This is a genomic window from Novosphingobium sp. UBA6272 (genome assembly GCF_002440635.1).
GTDB lineage: Bacteria > Pseudomonadota > Alphaproteobacteria > Sphingomonadales > Sphingomonadaceae > Novosphingobium.
Map to the genome: position 1 here is coordinate 114,276 of NZ_DJUW01000003.1, position 16,228 is coordinate 130,503.

Sequence of the window (16,228 nt, forward strand, 5' to 3'; positions counted from 1 at the left end):
GCTCTACCAACTGAGCTATCCGGGCATCGCTTCGGCGTTGCGCCCCGAAAGGCACCGCGCGACAGGAAGCGCGCCTATGGCGAAGGCAGGCGCGCTTGGCAAGAGGGTTTCAGGCCTTTCCTTCGTCTTCGTCGATCGCCGGCGCGCCGGGAATGGCATAGCCGTCGTCGAGCCAGCGGACCAGGTCGCGGTCCTTGCAGCGGGTGGAGCAGAACGGGCTGTGCTCCTCGCTGCGGGGTTTGCCGCAGACCGGGCATTTCTTGAAGGACGAAGTCATCGTTCCACCGCCTGCGCGAAACCGGCGGACAGGGCAAGACCCGGATCGGCCTTCAGCCGAACTTCCCGCGCCGTGCGGCGGGCGAGTTCCTCGCGCCATTCGGGGCGCAGCGCGGCCTCGACCGACGGATGGCAGGTCAGCAGCAGTGCGCCAGGTGCGTCGACCTGTTCGGCGGCGCGCAGCAGCAGCCGCGCAGCAGCCCCTGCGCGGTCGCGTGCGCAGAGGTGCAGCAGCGAGGGGCGGGTCAGTTTGGCGACCAGCTGGACAAAGCCGAACCCGTTCATCGAAGTCCGCTCATGCGGCCAATCGTCGAGCGCGCGCTCCAGCGCGCCATCGATCTGCTTGCGGTCGTTCTTGTCGGGCAGGGTCGGGAAATCGATCCCGATCGACCCGGCCAGATCGAGCCGGAACAGCGCCTGGGCGATCGGTTCGACCGCCGCCAGCGCCAGATCACGCGGGGGCAGGGTGCCGTCGATGTCGATCAGGGTCATCGCCGGGGTTGGGGTGATGGACAGTGCGCCGCCGCTGAAGGCAAATTCACCTGACCAGGCATCGCTGAACAGATCTTCCCACAGCCCCGACGGTAAGCGGCGGACCACTCTGGCGCCGAGCTCTTCGGCCAGCGATTGGGCCGGGCGGGGCGCGTCCTGCGTCGGACGGGCCTGCGCGCGCTTGAGCCGGCCACGCTCGGCCATCGCCGCGCGCGTTACTAACAGCCGCAGCGCAGCACCCTCGCTCGTCTCATGCGGCAAGCCGTCGACCAGCGCTTCCTCGCCGCAGGCGAAGCGCGCGGTGCCGCGCTTGGAATTGGCAGTGCGAGAAATCAGCTTGGCGTCCTCGACCAGCCCGGCTTCGAGCCCGCCGGGCCAGCGCAGCCGCGCCGCGATCGCATCGCCGCGATCGACCAGGACCGCGCGTTCCTCGCCGATCCCCTGTTCGACCAGCCACTCAGCCAAGGGGATAACCTGCGGTCTTCAGCAAGGCCCGGGTTTCGAACAGCGGCAAGCCGATGACACCGGAATGGCTGCCGGAGACATGGCGGATCAGCGCTTCGGCGCGTCCCTGGATGGCATAGCCGCCGGCTTTGCCGAGCCCTTCGCCGCTGGCGAGATAGGCGTCGATCTCCTGCCCGGTCAGGTGTTTGAAGATCACCGTGGTCTCGACCACGCGGGTGCGGGCCTTCCCCTCGGCGTCGATCACGCAGACTGCCGAGATGCAGCGGTGACGGCGCCCCGAAATCAATCCCAGCAATTCGCGCTGGACCGCTTCGGTTTCGGCCGGAGGCAGGATCCGGCGGCCAACCGCCACGGTCGTATCCCCGGCCAGGACGATTTCGCCGAACTGGCGATGAACCGCACCCGCCTTGGCCTGAGCCAGCCGCAGCGCATAGGCGCGCGGAAATTCGCTCTTCAGCGGGCTTTCGTCGATATCTGGGCTCTCGATCCGATCAGGCACAGCACCGATCCGGGCGAGCAGGTCGCGCCGGCGGGGTGAGGAGCTGGCAAGGACGAGTTTGGGAGCGGTCAAGTCAGCCGAACTGGCCCGGGCCGCCACGGCCCGGCATGAAGCGATAGGTAATCCGGCCCTTGGTCAGGTCATAGGGGGTCAGTTCGACCAGCACTTCGTCGCCAACGAGCACGCGGATGCGGTTCTTGCGCATCTTGCCGGCGGTGTGGCCAAGGATTTCGTGATCGTTTTCCAGGCGGACGCGGAACATCGCATTAGGCAGCAGTTCAACCACCTGCCCACGCATTTCGAGTAGTTCTTCCTTCGCCATTCGCGCCTTTGATCCGTGACTAGTTTGGTTGATTTGCCGCGCCCCATAGCTGCGTAAATGACAAAAGGGAAGCCTTTGGCAAATCGGCCACAGTCGGGCGTGCGATCTACGAAGCGACAATTTGATACGACCGGGGGCATTGCAACAACTTAAGGCCTCAGTCAGGGACCAAGGCAGAGGGATGGGGAATGCAACGCCCGATGTCACTGGAGTGAATTGACCAGCAATGCGTAGCCTTACCACCCTGAGCCTGCTGCTCGCGGCCAGCCCTGCCATGGCGCAGGAGACCGCCGAAGCTCCCGCCAGCGGCAGTGCTGCCGTCGATGCCGCTGACGAAACGCAGCCGATCGACGCGATCCGTGCGTCAGGCGACGAGATTCTGGTCGTCGCGACCAAGTTCTATGGTCAGATCGAAGCACCCCAGGCCCCGATCGCGACCTTTGACGAGGCCGACATCCAGGCGCTGGGCGCAACCAATGTCGGCGAATTGCTCGCCCGGGTCAGCCCGCAGACCGGATCGGGCCGCGGGCGCGGCGGCGGCGGGCAGCCGCTGGTGCTGGTCAATGGGCAGCGCATCACCAACTTCCGCGAAATGCGCAATTATCCGCCCGAGGCGATCAAGCGGGTGGAAATCCTGCCCGAGGAAGTGGCGCTGCGGTTCGGCAGCCCGCCCAATACCCGGGTGGTCAACCTGATCCTCAAGGACAAATTCGACAGCCGCCGGATCGAGGCCGGGGTCAGTCTGCCGACGCGGGGCGGGTTCTCGAGCTGGAATGGCGAGGCCAGCTTGCTGACGCTTCGCAAGCTCAACCGCTTTACCCTGACCGGATCGGTCAGCGATACCACGCCGCTGTTCGAGGCGGAGCGCGATCTCGATCAGGGTCAGCCCAGCCAGCCGACCGTTTCGACCGATCCCGATCAGGCGGAATTCCGCACCCTGATCGCGGATTCGCGCAGCTTTGGCCTTAATACCGCCTGGACCAAGGGACTGGGCAAGGACGGGATGGGTGGCAACTTCACCCTCAGCGGAGAAGCCAACCGGACCGACAGCCGCAGCTATTCCGGGTTCAACACCGTGCTGCTGACCGGGCCGCTGCCCGCCAGCCAGTCCGTGCTGCGCACGCTGCCCGACCCGTTGGAGCGGACGACCCGGGCTACCACCATTGCGCTTGGCACGGGCTACAACACCAACCTCGGCAAGTGGCAGTTCAGCGCAACGCTGGATGGCACCCATGCCGAGAGCCGGACCCTGATCGACCGGCGCGCGACTACGACTTCGCTGACCGATGCGGCGCTGGCCGGAACCCTGCCGCTCACCGGCCCGCTGCCTGCGCTGACACCGGCCGGGCAGGATCTGGCGCTCAACAATTCGGAGAGGATCGAAAGCCTGGTGACCGTGTCCGGGCGACCGTTCCGCGTGCCTGGAGGCATGGTCTCAACCACTTTCAAGGCCGGGATCACCTGGATCGATTTTGACAGCCTCGATCAACGCTCCACGGCCGGTCCGGTTTCGCTCAACCGTTTACGGGTCCAGGGCGGCCTCAACGTCGCCGTGCCGCTGACCAGCCGGCGCGAAAACTTCGGCAGGGGGCTCGGCGACATTTCACTCAACTTCAGCGCCAATCTCAGCGATGTCTCCGATTTCGGCGCGGTCAACGACTGGAGCACGGGGCTGACCTGGGCGCCGACCGAGAAGCTGAACCTGCAGGCCAGCTATATCTTCAACCAGGAAGCACCGTCGATCAGCCAACTGGGCAATCCCGAAACGCAGATCTTCAACGTTCCGGTCTATGACTTTGCCCTCAACGAAAACGTGCTGGTGACGATCATCAGCGGCGGAAATCCGCTGCTCAAGCGCGAGGTGCAGCGCGATATCAAGCTGTCGGCGAACTGGACCCTGCCGATCAAGGACAGCAACCTGCTCGTCGAATGGTTCCGCAACCGCTCAAGCGACGTGACCGCCAGCTTCCCCTTGCTCACCCCCGAAATCGAAGCCGCGTTTCCGGGCCGCGTGGTGCGCGATCCGGCAACCAACCGGCTGGTCTCTATCGATCAGCGCCCGGTGACTTTCGCCCGGCAGGAAAGCTCGCGGCTGCGCTGGGGGTTCAATACCTCGGGCACGATCGGCAAGGCACCAGAAGGCGGGGGCGGCATGTTCGGCGGGATGGGCGGTGGCGGCCCGCGCGGTCAGCGTCCGGCTGCAGCCGGTGCGACACCTGCAGCTGCGCCTCCTGCCGCTCCGCGTCCGCCTGCAGGTGGTGGCGCTCGGCCCGGTGGCGGCCGCGGCGGCGGCGGGTTCATGGCGGCGATGGGAGCTGGCGGGCAGGGCCGCTGGAGCCTTGGCGTCTATCACACCGTTCAGTTCGACAACACGGTGCAGATCGCGCCGGGCGGGCCGGTGCTCGATCTGCTTGGCGGCGATGCGCTCAGCACCAGCGGTACCCCGCGCCATGCGCTCGAATTCAACGGCGGCGTGTTCCACAAGGGTATGGGAATGTTCTTCCAGGGGACCTGGAACGGGCCGACCACGATCAAGTCCAGCGGCCTGCCGGGCAGCACCGACCTGCGCTTTGGCAGCGTCAACAGCGTCAACCTGTTCCTGTTTGCGGAATTCGCGATGATGCCCGGCGTGACCAAGAAGGTCCCGTTCCTGAAGGGCGCGAATCTTTCGCTACGGATCGAGAACCTGTTTGATTCGGTCCAGAAGGTGACCGACGGTTCGGGAACGGTCCCGCTGTCCTACCAGCGCGATTTCCTCAACCCGCGCGGGCGGGTGATCGGGATCCAGTTCCGCAAGGGATTCTAGAACAAGGCCCCGGCCGGTCGATCCCGGCCGGGGCCTTTTCTGGCTTAGTGGAACAGGGCCAGGATCAGGTGCAGCGTCAGCGCCATCAGGCACAGGCTGGACAGCGCGAACAGCGCAAAGCGCGGCATCACCTTGTTGACCGTCGCCTGGAAGATCGAGTGGACGATCCGCAGGCCGACATAGGCCCAGGCGATCGTCAAATTGAGCCCGTGGCCTTTGTCCAGGATCGCCAGCGCCAGCGCGACCGCATAGAACACGGTCGGCGCTTCGTGCAGATGGTTGTAGTTGTGGGCTTTCCATTGCACCTCGCGCGGGATCAGCTGCTCCAGCATCGCGCCGGTCCAGCCCTGGTCGGCGCCCGGTTCGGTTGGCTTGGGCAGCTTGTTGATCGCCGGGATCCGGGTGGCATACATCCAGACCCACATGATCATGGTCCAGCCGGCCAGGACGGCGAGTGGTTTCAGGATTTCCATTGTTGTTCTCCCCCTAGTTTATTGTGACCTATATGAAACGAAGGTTGATCCGCGGCAGACCGATTGTCAATTGCAACTAATCGTTGCCGGACAGCACCTTGGCAAAGGCGGCGGCATCAGTGTTGCCGCCAGAGATGATCACCGCGGTGCGGCCGTCCACCGGCACCTTGCCGGCGAGCACCGCCGCCAGCGCTGCCGCGCCGCCCGGTTCCACAACCAGATGCAGCTTGGAAAAGGCCCAGCGCTGGGCGGCGCGGACCTCGGCCGGGGTGACCATCAGCCCGCGCGGCACCCGGCCCTTGAGCACGGCGAAATTTATCGGGCGGGTTGCCGGGGTCTGGAGCGCATCACAGGCCGTGGGGTGCGAGGTGTCTGCGACACCGACGATCTCTCCCGCTTCCAGGCTCAGCCGCACATCGTCCCAGCCTTCGGGTTCGACCGGCACGATCTCGGCCTCGGGGCAGGCGACGGCGAGGCCGGCGGTCAGCCCGCCACCGCCGCAGGGGCAGACGATCCGGGTCGGACCTTGCAGCCCGCGTTCGGCCAGTTGTGCCACGATCTCGGTTCCAGTGCTGCCCTGGCCTTCGATCACCCAGGCATCGGCGAAGGCATGGACCAGCGTCGCGCCGGACTGGTCGACCAATCGCTGCGCCACCGCATCGCGATCTTCGCCGCCGGGCCGGTCATAGAGCACGACCTCCGCGCCGTGCGCGCGGGTCGCGTCGAGCTTCACCTGCGGGGCATCGACCGGCATCACGATCGTGGCGGGAATGCCGAGCCGCTTGGCCGCCCAGGCCACGCCCTGGGCATGGTTGCCGCTCGAGACACCGACCACGCCGCGCGCGCGTTCGTCCGCTGTCAGATCGCTCAGCCGGTGCCAGGCCCCGCGGATCTTGAAGGCGCCGACCGGCTGCAGGCTCTCGGCCTTGAACCACAGACGAGCGCCATTGACCTCCGCCTCGATTAGGGGTGTTTTCGGCAGCAATTCGGCTATCTTGGCGGCGGCGCGGGCTACCCCTTCGGGAGTCGGGGTGCGCATTTGTTGTGCGGTCATGAAACAAATCTATATGCCCGCAGGCCACTGGCAAGGAGATTCGGGAAGTGAGCAAGGTTCTGGTGATTGGCGCGGGCGGGGTCAGCTCGGTTTGCGTCCACAAGATGGCGATGAACGCAGGCATTTTCAGCGAGATCCACCTCGCCAGCCGAACTCGTTCCAAGTGCGACGCGATCGCCGCCTCGGTCAAGGAGCGCACCGGCCAGACCGTCCAGACTTACGAGATCGACGCCGAGGAAGTTCCCGCGCTGACCCGGCTGATCCAGCAGATCCAGCCCAAGCTGGTGGTCAACCTGGCGCTCCCCTATCAGGACCTGCCGATCATGGACGCTTGCCTCGAGGCGGGGGTCGACTACCTCGATACCGCCAACTACGAGCCCAAGGACCAGGCCAAATTCGAATATTCCTGGCAGTGGGCCTATCATGACCGGTTCAAGGAAAAGGGCCTGATGGCGCTGCTCGGCTCGGGCTTCGATCCGGGCGTGACTTCGGTCTTCGCGATGTGGCTCAAGAAGCACAAGCTGAAGACCATCCGCCAGCTCGACATCCTCGATTGCAACGGCGGCGATCACGGCCAGGCCTTTGCCACCAATTTCAACCCCGAAATCAATATCCGCGAAGTGACCGCCCCGGCGCGGCACTGGGAGAACGGCGAGTTCGTCGAAACCCCGGCGATGAGCAAGAAAGTTGCGTTCGAGTTCGACCAGGTCGGCCCCAAGAATATGTACATGATGTACCACGAGGAGCTGGAAAGCCTTGCCAAATTCTTGCCCGAGCTGGAGCGCGCGCGGTTCTGGATGACCTTCGGCGATGCCTACATCATGCACCTGACCGTGCTGCAGAATGTCGGCATGACCCGGATCGATCCGGTGATGTACCAGGGCAAGGAAATCATCCCGCTGCAGTTCCTCGCCGCCGTGCTGCCCAAGCCCGAAACGCTGGGGCCGACGACCAAGGGCAAGACCAACATCGGCGACATCGCCACCGGCGAAGCACTCGACGGCAGCGGCGAGAAGACTTTCTACATCTACAACATCTGCGACCACGAAGACGCCTATGCCGAAACCGGCAACCAGGCGATCAGCTATACCACCGGCGTTCCAGCAATGATCGGCGCGGCGATGATGCTGACCGGCGCCTGGACGGGTGACGGGGTGTTCAACATGGAGCAGATGGATCCCGATCCGTTCATGGACATGCTGAATACGCAGGGGCTGCCGTGGCAGGTCAAGGAATTGCCGGGGCCGGTGGAGTTCTAACGATAGGTTGGAATAGTTCACGCAGAGGCGCAGAGGAAGAAGAGAGGCGCGGAGGGGTATGATCGCGATCGACGAACTCAGCGCTGCCGTGAGCGCTGAAGCCATAGCCATCCACAAGGAATTCGGGCCTGGATTGTTCGAAACGGTCTATGAGTCGGTCTTGGCAGGGCGTTTGAGGAAACGTGGCCTCAAGGTTGAGCGACAGGTGCAGGTTAAAGCCGTCTTTGACGGCGAAGCCTATGACCCTGCCTTCAAGATCGACATCCTCGTCGATGATCGTCTCGTTCTCGAGATCAAGACTGTCGAGCAACTTAGTAAGGCACATGCCAAGCAGGTGTTGACCTACCTCAGACTGCTTAAGCAGCCTGTAGGGCTGCTTCTAAATTTTTCGGAGGAAACTATGAAAGACGGGATCCGCAGGGTGGTCAACGACTACCGGCCCGAATTGATTCTCCGCGCCTCCCTTCTTCCTCTGCGCCTCTGCGTGAACTAATCGGACCCATAAAATGGAAACCAGAGCCGGCGATCCGGGGGCTTTTGCCCAATTCGACCTCTCCCGCGTCGACAGCCCCAGCTTCGTGGTCGATGCCGCGCGGTTGCGGCAGAATCTGTCGGTGCTGGCTGATGTCCGCGACCGGGCCGGGATCAAGTTGCTCTCGGCGCTCAAGGCCTTTTCGATGTGGTCCACCGCGCCGATCGTGGGCGAGTACCTCGACGGGGTCTGCACCTCCGGTCTGTGGGAAGCGCGGCTCGCCTCCGAGTTCTACGACGGCGAGATCGCGACCTATTGCGCCGCCTACAAGCCCGAGGACCTCGACGAGATCCTGCGCCTGTCGGACCACGTGATCTTCAATTCCCCGCAGCAGATCGTGCGCTGCAGCGCGATCATCGCGGCGGCGCGGGCGCGAGGGGAAGCGTTCGATATCGGCCTCAGGATCAATCCCTTGCACCCCGAAGGTGAAGTGCCACGTTATGATCCCTGTGCGCCGCATTCGCGGCTCGGTTTCCCGATCGACCAGCTGACCGAAGAGCATATGGAGCTGGTCGACGGCATCCACATGCACACCTTGTGCGAGCAGGATTTCGAGCCGCTGCGGCGGACCTGGGATGTCGCGTTCGACTATCTCGAGCCGTACTTCGGCCAGTTCAAATGGGTCAACCTCGGCGGCGGGCATCACATCACCCGGGCCGATTACCAGCGCGACGAACTGGTCGAGTTTCTGATCGATCTGCAGGACGATACCCAGGCCGAGGTCTATCTCGAACCCGGCGAGGCGGTGGCGCTCGATGCCGGGATCCTGGTCGGCACCGTGCTCGATATCGGCGAGAACGGCATGCCGGTGGCGATCACCGACATTTCCGCGACCTGCCATATGCCCGACGTGATCGAGGCGCCCTACCGTCCGGCGATGCTCGGCGAGCTGCCGCAGCTCGATTCCGAGATCGACGAAGGCGCCGGCGGGGCGGTGCGGCTGGGCGGGCCATCGTGCCTCGCGGGCGACGTGATCGGGGACTACCGCTTTGCATCGGGTCCGCAGGTTGGCCAGCGCTTCGCATTTCTCGACCAGGCGCATTATTCGATGGTCAAGACCACCACCTTCAACGGCGTGCCGCTGCCGTCGATTTGGCTGTGGGACAGCGAGACCGATCACCTCGAATGCATCAAGCGCTTCGGCTACGAGGACTTTCGCGATCGGCTCAGTTGAGCTGTTTCACCCGAAGCACCGACGAGGTCAGGACTCGCCGGAGGCGATTACGCAAATCCAGCGTTGCGTTTGATCGAACAATGCGGCTTCGCCGCATAGAGCAACATCTTCGGTTCTTCGGGTGAACAAAAACTGGCACAACGCCGCAGTCTGCGTAATCTACCCACAACAGGGGAGAGCCAGATGCCGGACCAGATTCTCGACGCCCACAGTTCCGATCCGACCGTCATGGGCTGGATGGAAGGCCTGCCACCGCCGCAGGACAAGCGGCTTACGTGGGAGCGGGCCGACCATATGCGCTTTCCGACCCACCGCTACGCCTATTCCAACATGCGCGAGTTTCTGCCGACGGCGCGGGTTTCGCGCGGGGCAGGGCCGGTGTGGGAGCTGCCCGTGGCGCTGCGCGACGATATCGATGCGGTGCGCTTCAACGCGCTCGACGATGGCCGCGAGCTGAGCTGGGCGGATTCGCTCGCCGTCAACTTCACCGACGCGATCGCCGTGCTGCACCGCGGGGCCATTGTCTATGAGCGCCATTTCGGCGTCACCGGGCCGGACAGCACCCATATCGCCTTTTCGGTGACCAAGAGCTTCGTCGGCACCCTGGCCGAAATGCTGGTGGCCGAAGGCCGGCTCGACCCCGCCGCGCCGATGGCCGACCTGATCCCCGAACTGAGGGGCAGCGGCTTTGGCGATGCCACCTTGCGCCAGGTGATGGACATGACCACCGCGCTCGATTTCAGCGAGGAATATACCGATCCCAATTCGGGTATCGGCGCGATGAGCAATGCCCTGGGCCTGACCCCGCGCGCACCCGGCTATGCCGGGCCGACCGACGTCTATGCCTACCTCCCGACGATTGCCAAGGTCGGTGAGCATGGCGAACGCTTCACCTACAGAACCTGCAACACCGAAGTGCTCGGCTGGCTGGTCGCGCGAACCGAGGGCAAGCGGCTCGACCGGGTGCTGGCGGAGCGAATCTGGCAGCCGTTGGGGATGGAACAGGACGCCGATTTCCTGATCGATTCGACCGGGATGCCCTTTGCCGGTGGCGGGCTCAATCCGGTGCTGCGCGACATGGCCCGATTTGGTGAGGCGATGCGGCTGGATGGGCGGGGCAATGGCGGCCAGGCGATTTCCGCTGCGGCGGTCGCGGCGGTCAAGGCTGGCGGGCGGAAAGAGGCCTTTGCCCCGGCCGGCTATGCCTGGATCCCGGGCGGGTCCTATGTCAGCCAGTGGTGGATAATCGGCGGAAATCACGGCGTTTTTTCGGCCCGCGGAATTCACGGTCAGGCGATCTGGGTCGATCCGGTAGCGGAAGTGACCATCGTCAGGTTTGGCTCGCACCCGATCGCCGCGAACAGCGCGTTCGACCCCACCTCGCTGCCGGCATACCGCGCTGTTGCGGATCACCTGATGCGGGGGTGAAGCGGTCCCATTTTCACTTGCAGTTAAGGTGCGAATCTTTATAGGCCACCCCCGCTGCCCCAAGGGGACTTCCAATAACCGCAAGGCAGCCTCGTCTTCGTGTTACCTGGCCGAAAGGCCTATTGGGGGTCCCTTGAGTTGCACCAGTATCCTGACGCTCTGTCCGTAGTTCGCGCTCTTTCGCCCGACGAACCGGTCATTCTCAACCGCCCGCACGCCGCCGCGCGCGCTGCCCGCTTCTTTGCCGAGAAGTTTCCGGGCAAGTCGCTCTATGCGGTGAAGGCCAATCCGTCGCCGGACCTGCTGCAGGTCCTGTGGGCATCGGGCGTGACCCATTACGACGTCGCCTCGATCGCCGAGGTTCGGCTGGTGCGCGAAGCGCTGCCCGGGGCGGTGCTGTGCTTCATGCACCCGGTCAAACCGGCGGGCGCGATTGCCGAGGCCTACAAGGTCCACGGCGTTCGCACTTTCAGCCTCGACAGCCATGAAGAGCTGGAGAAGATCGTCAAGGCGACCGCTGCCGAAGACGGCACCCCGGCGGCCGATCTGCGGCTGTGCGTGCGGCTGCGGGTTTCCTCCGAGTATTCGGAGCTGAGCCTCGCCTCGAAGTTCGGGATCGACCTGGCCGATGCCGGCGCGCTGCTGCAGGCGACCCGCCAGGTGGCGGACTGGCTGGGCGTGTGCTTCCATGTCGGTTCGCAGGCGATGACCCCATTTGCCTATGTCCAGGCGATCGAGCGGGTCCGCGCCGCGATCGTCGATGCATCGGTCACCGTCGATATCGTCGATATCGGCGGCGGGTTCCCGTCGATCTATCCGGGGATGGAGCCGCCGCCGCTTGAGGACTACTTCGATGTGATCCACCGCGCGTTCGAATCGCTGCCAGTGTCCTATTCGTCGGAGCTTTGGTGCGAGCCGGGCCGGGCGCTGTGTGCCGAGTACAACTCGATGATCGTTCGCGTCGAGAAGCGCCGCGGCGAGGAACTGTACATCAACGACGGTGCCTATGGCGCGCTCTATGACGCGGCCCATGTCGGCTGGCGCTTCCCGGTGAAGTGCCTGGCCGAAGGCCGGGTCGATGCGCTGGGCAGCTTCGCGTTCTATGGCCCTACTTGCGACGATGCCGACTATATGGAAGGCCCGTTCCTGCTGCCGGCCGATATCCAGCCGGGCGACTATATCGAAGTCGGCATGCTGGGGGCCTATGGCGCGGCGATGAAGACCCGATTCAATGGTTTCGGCACCGGCGCGGTTGAAACCGTCAGCGACGAGCCGATGGCCAGCCAGTACCGCGGCGATCGCGCCGATCCGCGCAAGAGCGACAACGTCGTCTCGCTGCGCTGAGCGCTGCCAAAGTTGCATTTATGGGATGACCTCCCTACTGTATTAAGAGATTAATACAGTAGGGAGGATCCCGATGCGCAAAGTTCTGCTCTCGGTGCTGGCTGCGGCGAGCCTGGTTGCTGCGGGTACTGTTGCTGCGAAGCGAGCCGATGCAGCCAAACCGGCGCCGGTGCAGGTGATGGTGCTGGGGGTCTATCACCTCGACAATCCCGGCCTTGATCTGCGCAACATCACGGCGGATGATCCCACTTCACCGCGCCGCCAGCGCGAGCTTGAAGCCCTGGCTGACGCCCTGGTGCGGTTCAAGCCGACCAAAGTGATGATCGAAGTGCAGGGCGCCGGGCCCGATTTCGAAGACAAGGGCTATCGCAGCTTCACTCCGGCAAATCTTGCGACCGACCGCAACGAGGTGGTCCAGATCGGCTATCGCCTGGCCCACCGCGCCGGTCTGAAGTCGGTCCAGGCGATCGATGAGCAGCCGGGGCCGGGGGAGCCTGACTATTTCCCGTTCGACAAGGTTCAGGCCTGGACCAAGGCGAATGGCAAGGAGGCTCAACTGGGGGCGATGTTTGCGCTGGTCGAACAGGAGCAGAAGGAATTCGAGCGGCTCCAGCCGGTCAGTTCGATCCCGGCGCTGCTGATGCGCCACAACGGGCCCGGTGCCGATGCCATGAACCACGCGCTCTACAACGGGCTGCTATGGATGGGTGATGGTGAGAGCCAGCCGGGCGCAGAGCTCAACGCCTATTGGTTCATGCGCAATGCCAAGATCTTCGGGAAGCTGATGCTGGCATCGAAGCCCGGCGACCGGGTGCTGGTGATCTATGGCAGCGGGCACCGCTACTGGCTGCGCCAGCTGGCAAAGACCACGCCGGGGTTCGTCGATGTCGACGTGATGCCCTATCTCAAGGACGCGGCACGGCGCGCGAGGCCCTGATCCGCTATTCGCGGAAGGCGTTCTCGCTGAGCTGGGTGAACGGGGTGAAGATGTAGGAGAGGATCGAACGTTCCTCGCCCAGCAGGCTGATATTGGCCATCATCCCCGAACCGATCGGCAATTCACGGCCCTTGGAATCGGTCAGCTTTGACGTGGTCTTGACCTCGATCGTGTAGAAGCTTTCGCCGGTCTTCTCGTGCGTCACCACATCGGGCGAAACCTCGATTACCTCGCCCTTGAGCTTGCCGAATACGGCGGAGCGGTAGGCGGTGATTTCGACGCTGGCCTGCTGACCGATCCGGACGCTGGCGATGTCCTGCGGGCGAACCGCAGCTTCGACATAGAGGGCATCATCGGTCGGCACGATTTCCGCCACCGGCATTCCCGGCGTGACTGAGCCGCCCACCGTGGTCACCAGCACCCGGTTGACCCGGCCGTTCATCGGCGCGCGGATCGTGGTGCGGTCGACCCGGTCGGCCAGCGCCGGGGTAGCGCTGGAACGGGCTGCCAGTTCGGCCCTTGCAGCGGCGAGTTCACCGCCTGCCCGGGACAGCCAGTCGCCGCGCGCTTGCGCGGTGGAGGCGCGGGCTTCGGCGATCGCGGCGCGGGCGCGGGCGATCGAGGCTTCGGCGGCGGCAACTTCGTTGCGAGCCACGGTCACAGCGTTCTCGGCCTTGGTATAGTCCAACTTGCTGACGATCTGTTTGGCCGCCAGCGGACGCATCATTTCCAGTTCCTGCTGGGCCGCGACGAGGTTGGAGCGGCGGGCGGCCAGAATCGCTTCGCCTTCGTTCACCGCGCGCTCGGCCTGCACGCTGCGTGCACCGCCGGCGTTGCTCAAGCTGGCCAGTTCAGCCGCACGGGCGCGGCGCAGAGCTTCCTCTGTCGCGGCGGCGGCAGCTGATATACCGGCATAGTTGGGAGTGTTTCCCCGCACTTCGGCGTCCAGCCGGGCAATCTTGGCGCGCAATGCATCGGTGGTAACGGCATTGCTGCCCAGTTCGGCCGAGGACAGGGTAGGGGAGAGCCGAACCAGCACATCGCCCTTCTTGACGATCTGCCCCGGCTTCACGACGATTTCCTGGATCACTCCGCCTTCAAGGTTCGAGACGATCTGCATCTTCGAACTCGGCACCACGCGGCCCTGGGCATGGACCGTGCGTTCCAGCTTGGTGAAGGTCGCCCATAGCAGGAAGGCAACGAAGAACGCCGCGATCACCCACAGCATCAGGTTGGCCGACCGGTTGGCGGTAAAGTCCTGCTTCTGGTCCAGATGGGCTTCGGCCCCGGTGATCAGGTCGGTTCCCTTGGTCATGTCTTTGCCACCGTCGTGGTCACACCGCGGACCCGGTTGATCACTTGCTGGGTCGGTCCGTCCATCACAACCCGCCCGCGGGCCATCAGGATTACCCGGTCAACCAGCGCCAGCAGCGAGGGCCGGTGCGTGATCAGAACCAGGGTGCGGCCCTGGAACTCGGTCTTGAGCTGCTTGATCAGGCGGTTTTCGGTATCGGTATCGACTGACGAGGTCGGCTCGTCGAAGATCAGCAGCGGCGGGCGCCCGGCCAGCGCGCGGGCCATCGCGATCGACTGCCGCTGCCCGCCCGACAGGCCTTCGCCGCGATCGCGCAGCCGCAAGTCGTAGCCGGCCGGGAACTGCGAGATGAATTCATGCGCTCCGCTGAGCTGGGCGGCGCGGAGCATTTCCTCGTCGTCGATCGCCTCGCGGCCCAGCTTGATATTCTCGCGGATCGTGCCGGTGATCAGGACATTGTCCTGGAACAGTGCGCCAACCTTGGCCCGCAGCTCCGATGGGCGGAGCTGGCGGATATCGGCGCCGTCGACCAGCACCAGCCCGCTGGCCGGCGTATAGAGCCCGATCAGCAGCCGGGCGATGGTCGACTTGCCCGATCCGATCGGGCCGATCAGCGCAACGTGTTCGCCCGGATTGATCCGGAAGTTGACCCCGGTCAGCGCCAGTTCGGGCGCCTCGGGATAGCGGAAATCGACATCGCGGAACTCCAGCGCGCCGCGTAGCTGGGTAACCGGCAGGCCTTCGCCCGAGGGGCCTTCGGGCGGCTGTTCCATGATCCGGTTGATCTGGCGATAGGCGGTCTGCGTTGCGTTGATCCGGGTCAGCAGCTGCGCGATCCCGCCCAGCGGGGCGACCACGCGGCTCGACAGGATCGAGCAGGCGATCATCGCGCCCATGGTCAGGGTGCCATCGGCGATCATGAACACGCCCATCACGACCACCCCGGCATAGGCGATCATCTGCGCGGTGCCGGCCATGTTGATCGAGATCGTCGAGATCAGCCGCTGGCGCAGCGACGATCCGGCATGCTCGACCACCGCCTTGTCCCAGCGCTTGGCCAGCATCGGCCCGGCATTGGCCGACTTGACCGTTTCAAGGCTGCCGATTGTTTCGACCAGCACCGCCTGCTTGCCCAGCGCCTCACCCAGCACTTCGGCCGAGAGGCGGCGCATCACCGGCTGGGTAGCCAGCGCGGTCAGGACGACCAGCGGAATCAGAAACAGCGGGACCGCGACGATCCACCCGCCGATGATCGCCATCACCGCCACGGTGATGAAAATGAACGGCAGGTCGACCAGCGCGGTCAGCGTCGCGCTGGCGAAGAAATCCCGCACCGATTCGATCTCGCGGACCAGGCCAGCAAGGCTGCCGGTCGATCCCCGGCGCAGATCGAGCCGCATGTCGAGGATCTGCTGGAAGATCGCCTCGCCCATGTCGCGGTCGATCCGCGCCCCGGCGACGTCGACGAAGTAGGCCCGCAGCAATTTCAGCACGAAATCGAAGATCACCACGATGACCATGCCGATCGTCAGTCCGACCAGCGAATCGATCGCGTTGTTGGGGATCACCCGGTCATAGACCGTCATCGTGAACAGCGAGGTGGTCAGCGCGAAGAAATTGATCATCGCCGCGGCCAGACCGACCTTCAGGTAGATCCCGCGATTGGCACGCAAAGGGCCGGACAGCCATGGAGCTATCCGGCCTTTTGGAACTTCGACTTCGTGGCCTGAAGCCAATTGCTTTCCCCAAAATTCTTTGACCGACCATCAGACGCTGGCAAAGCTTCTGTCAATCGCGTTTACATAAACGGCGGGATCGTTACTGGGCAAAACATGGTCCAGCGGGCCAGCCA

The 16,228-nt window shown here is 64.4% G+C and carries 15 protein-coding genes; 7 read left to right on the forward strand and 8 right to left on the reverse strand.

Annotation, left to right across the window (positions count from 1 at the left end):
* Positions 1-109 precede the first annotated feature (109 nt).
* Genes yacG through infA form a run of 4 tightly spaced genes read right to left on the reverse strand, consistent with a single transcriptional unit; the run spans position 110 to position 2,054 of the window.
* Positions 110-277 carry a DNA gyrase inhibitor YacG gene (gene yacG, locus B2V17_RS02910; RefSeq protein ID WP_292995020.1) on the reverse strand — a complete coding sequence of 56 codons (168 nt, stop codon included), beginning with the start codon at positions 275-277 and terminating at the stop codon, positions 110-112.
* Positions 274-1,233: a ribonuclease gene (locus tag B2V17_RS02915; protein ID WP_292995022.1), complete on the reverse strand. Its 960-nt coding sequence runs from the start codon at positions 1,231-1,233 to the stop codon at positions 274-276. The genes yacG and B2V17_RS02915 overlap by 4 nt, the downstream gene beginning before the upstream one ends.
* On the reverse strand, positions 1,226-1,804 hold the full coding sequence (locus tag B2V17_RS02920) for a Maf family protein (RefSeq protein WP_292995024.1): 579 nt from the start codon (positions 1,802-1,804) through the stop codon (positions 1,226-1,228). The genes B2V17_RS02915 and B2V17_RS02920 overlap by 8 nt, the downstream gene beginning before the upstream one ends.
* Position 1,805: 1 nt before the next feature.
* Positions 1,806-2,054: a translation initiation factor IF-1 gene (gene infA / locus B2V17_RS02925; RefSeq protein ID WP_088309920.1), complete on the reverse strand. Its 249-nt coding sequence runs from the start codon at positions 2,052-2,054 to the stop codon at positions 1,806-1,808.
* Between the two features lie 226 nt (positions 2,055-2,280).
* Between infA and B2V17_RS02930 the strand changes: the two genes are divergently transcribed.
* Positions 2,281-4,860, forward strand: a complete 2,580-nt coding sequence (locus tag B2V17_RS02930) for a TonB-dependent receptor domain-containing protein (protein WP_292995028.1) — start codon at positions 2,281-2,283, stop codon at positions 4,858-4,860.
* Between the two features lie 44 nt (positions 4,861-4,904).
* Here B2V17_RS02930 and B2V17_RS02935 read toward each other — a convergent pair whose 3' ends face one another.
* Both B2V17_RS02935 and B2V17_RS02940 read right to left on the reverse strand, forming a co-directional pair.
* Positions 4,905-5,333, reverse strand: coding sequence for an MAPEG family protein (locus B2V17_RS02935; protein ID WP_292995030.1), 429 nt, complete (start codon positions 5,331-5,333; stop codon positions 4,905-4,907).
* 76 nt (positions 5,334-5,409) lie between these two features.
* Complete coding sequence (locus B2V17_RS02940; RefSeq protein WP_292995032.1) at positions 5,410-6,387, reverse strand: threonine ammonia-lyase; 978 nt, start codon at positions 6,385-6,387, stop codon at positions 5,410-5,412.
* A 47-nt stretch (positions 6,388-6,434) separates the two neighbouring features.
* Here B2V17_RS02940 and B2V17_RS02945 point away from each other — a divergent pair, with 47 nt between their 5' ends.
* The 6 genes from B2V17_RS02945 (at position 6,435) to B2V17_RS02970 (ending at position 13,061) form a co-directional block, all read left to right on the forward strand.
* A complete protein-coding gene (locus tag B2V17_RS02945; RefSeq protein ID WP_292995034.1) occupies positions 6,435-7,646 on the forward strand; it encodes a saccharopine dehydrogenase family protein in 1,212 nt (403 codons plus the stop codon).
* A 58-nt stretch (positions 7,647-7,704) separates the two neighbouring features.
* Complete coding sequence (locus tag B2V17_RS02950; protein ID WP_292995036.1) at positions 7,705-8,139, forward strand: GxxExxY protein; 435 nt, start codon at positions 7,705-7,707, stop codon at positions 8,137-8,139.
* Between the two features lie 13 nt (positions 8,140-8,152).
* Entirely contained in the window at positions 8,153-9,352 is a 1,200-nt protein-coding gene (locus tag B2V17_RS02955; RefSeq protein WP_292995038.1) for a carboxynorspermidine decarboxylase, read from the forward strand.
* Positions 9,353-9,535: 183 nt separating this feature from the next.
* A complete protein-coding gene (locus B2V17_RS02960; RefSeq protein ID WP_292995040.1) occupies positions 9,536-10,780 on the forward strand; it encodes a serine hydrolase domain-containing protein in 1,245 nt (414 codons plus the stop codon).
* A gap of 138 nt (positions 10,781-10,918) precedes the next feature.
* Positions 10,919-12,124, forward strand: a complete 1,206-nt coding sequence (locus tag B2V17_RS02965) for a type III PLP-dependent enzyme (protein WP_292995042.1) — start codon at positions 10,919-10,921, stop codon at positions 12,122-12,124.
* A gap of 73 nt (positions 12,125-12,197) precedes the next feature.
* A complete protein-coding gene (locus B2V17_RS02970; RefSeq protein WP_292995044.1) occupies positions 12,198-13,061 on the forward strand; it encodes a DUF5694 domain-containing protein in 864 nt (287 codons plus the stop codon).
* Between the two features lie 4 nt (positions 13,062-13,065).
* Here B2V17_RS02970 and B2V17_RS02975 read toward each other — a convergent pair whose 3' ends face one another.
* Positions 13,066-14,376, reverse strand: coding sequence for an HlyD family type I secretion periplasmic adaptor subunit (locus B2V17_RS02975; RefSeq protein ID WP_292995046.1), 1,311 nt, complete (start codon positions 14,374-14,376; stop codon positions 13,066-13,068).
* Positions 14,373-16,112: a type I secretion system permease/ATPase gene (locus B2V17_RS02980; protein WP_292995048.1), complete on the reverse strand. Its 1,740-nt coding sequence runs from the start codon at positions 16,110-16,112 to the stop codon at positions 14,373-14,375. Before B2V17_RS02980 ends, B2V17_RS02975 begins: the two co-directional genes overlap by 4 nt.
* Positions 16,113-16,228: the final 116 nt, after the last annotated feature.

Excerpts from the sequence above, each read along its gene's own strand:
- yacG (WP_292995020.1), bottom strand. The coding sequence starts at position 277 with ATGACTTCGTCCTTCAAGAAATGCCCGGTCTGCGGCAAACCCCGCAGC.
- infA (WP_088309920.1), bottom strand. The coding sequence starts at position 2,054 with ATGGCGAAGGAAGAACTACTCGAAATGCGTGGGCAGGTGGTTGAACTG.
- B2V17_RS02930 (WP_292995028.1), top strand. The coding sequence starts at position 2,281 with ATGCGTAGCCTTACCACCCTGAGCCTGCTGCTCGCGGCCAGCCCTGCC.
- B2V17_RS02935 (WP_292995030.1), bottom strand. The coding sequence starts at position 5,333 with ATGGAAATCCTGAAACCACTCGCCGTCCTGGCCGGCTGGACCATGATC.
- B2V17_RS02940 (WP_292995032.1), bottom strand. The coding sequence starts at position 6,387 with ATGACCGCACAACAAATGCGCACCCCGACTCCCGAAGGGGTAGCCCGC.
- B2V17_RS02950 (WP_292995036.1), top strand. The coding sequence starts at position 7,705 with ATGATCGCGATCGACGAACTCAGCGCTGCCGTGAGCGCTGAAGCCATA.
- B2V17_RS02955 (WP_292995038.1), top strand. The coding sequence starts at position 8,153 with ATGGAAACCAGAGCCGGCGATCCGGGGGCTTTTGCCCAATTCGACCTC.
- B2V17_RS02960 (WP_292995040.1), top strand. The coding sequence starts at position 9,536 with ATGCCGGACCAGATTCTCGACGCCCACAGTTCCGATCCGACCGTCATG.
- B2V17_RS02970 (WP_292995044.1), top strand. The coding sequence starts at position 12,198 with ATGCGCAAAGTTCTGCTCTCGGTGCTGGCTGCGGCGAGCCTGGTTGCT.
- B2V17_RS02975 (WP_292995046.1), bottom strand. The coding sequence starts at position 14,376 with ATGACCAAGGGAACCGACCTGATCACCGGGGCCGAAGCCCATCTGGAC.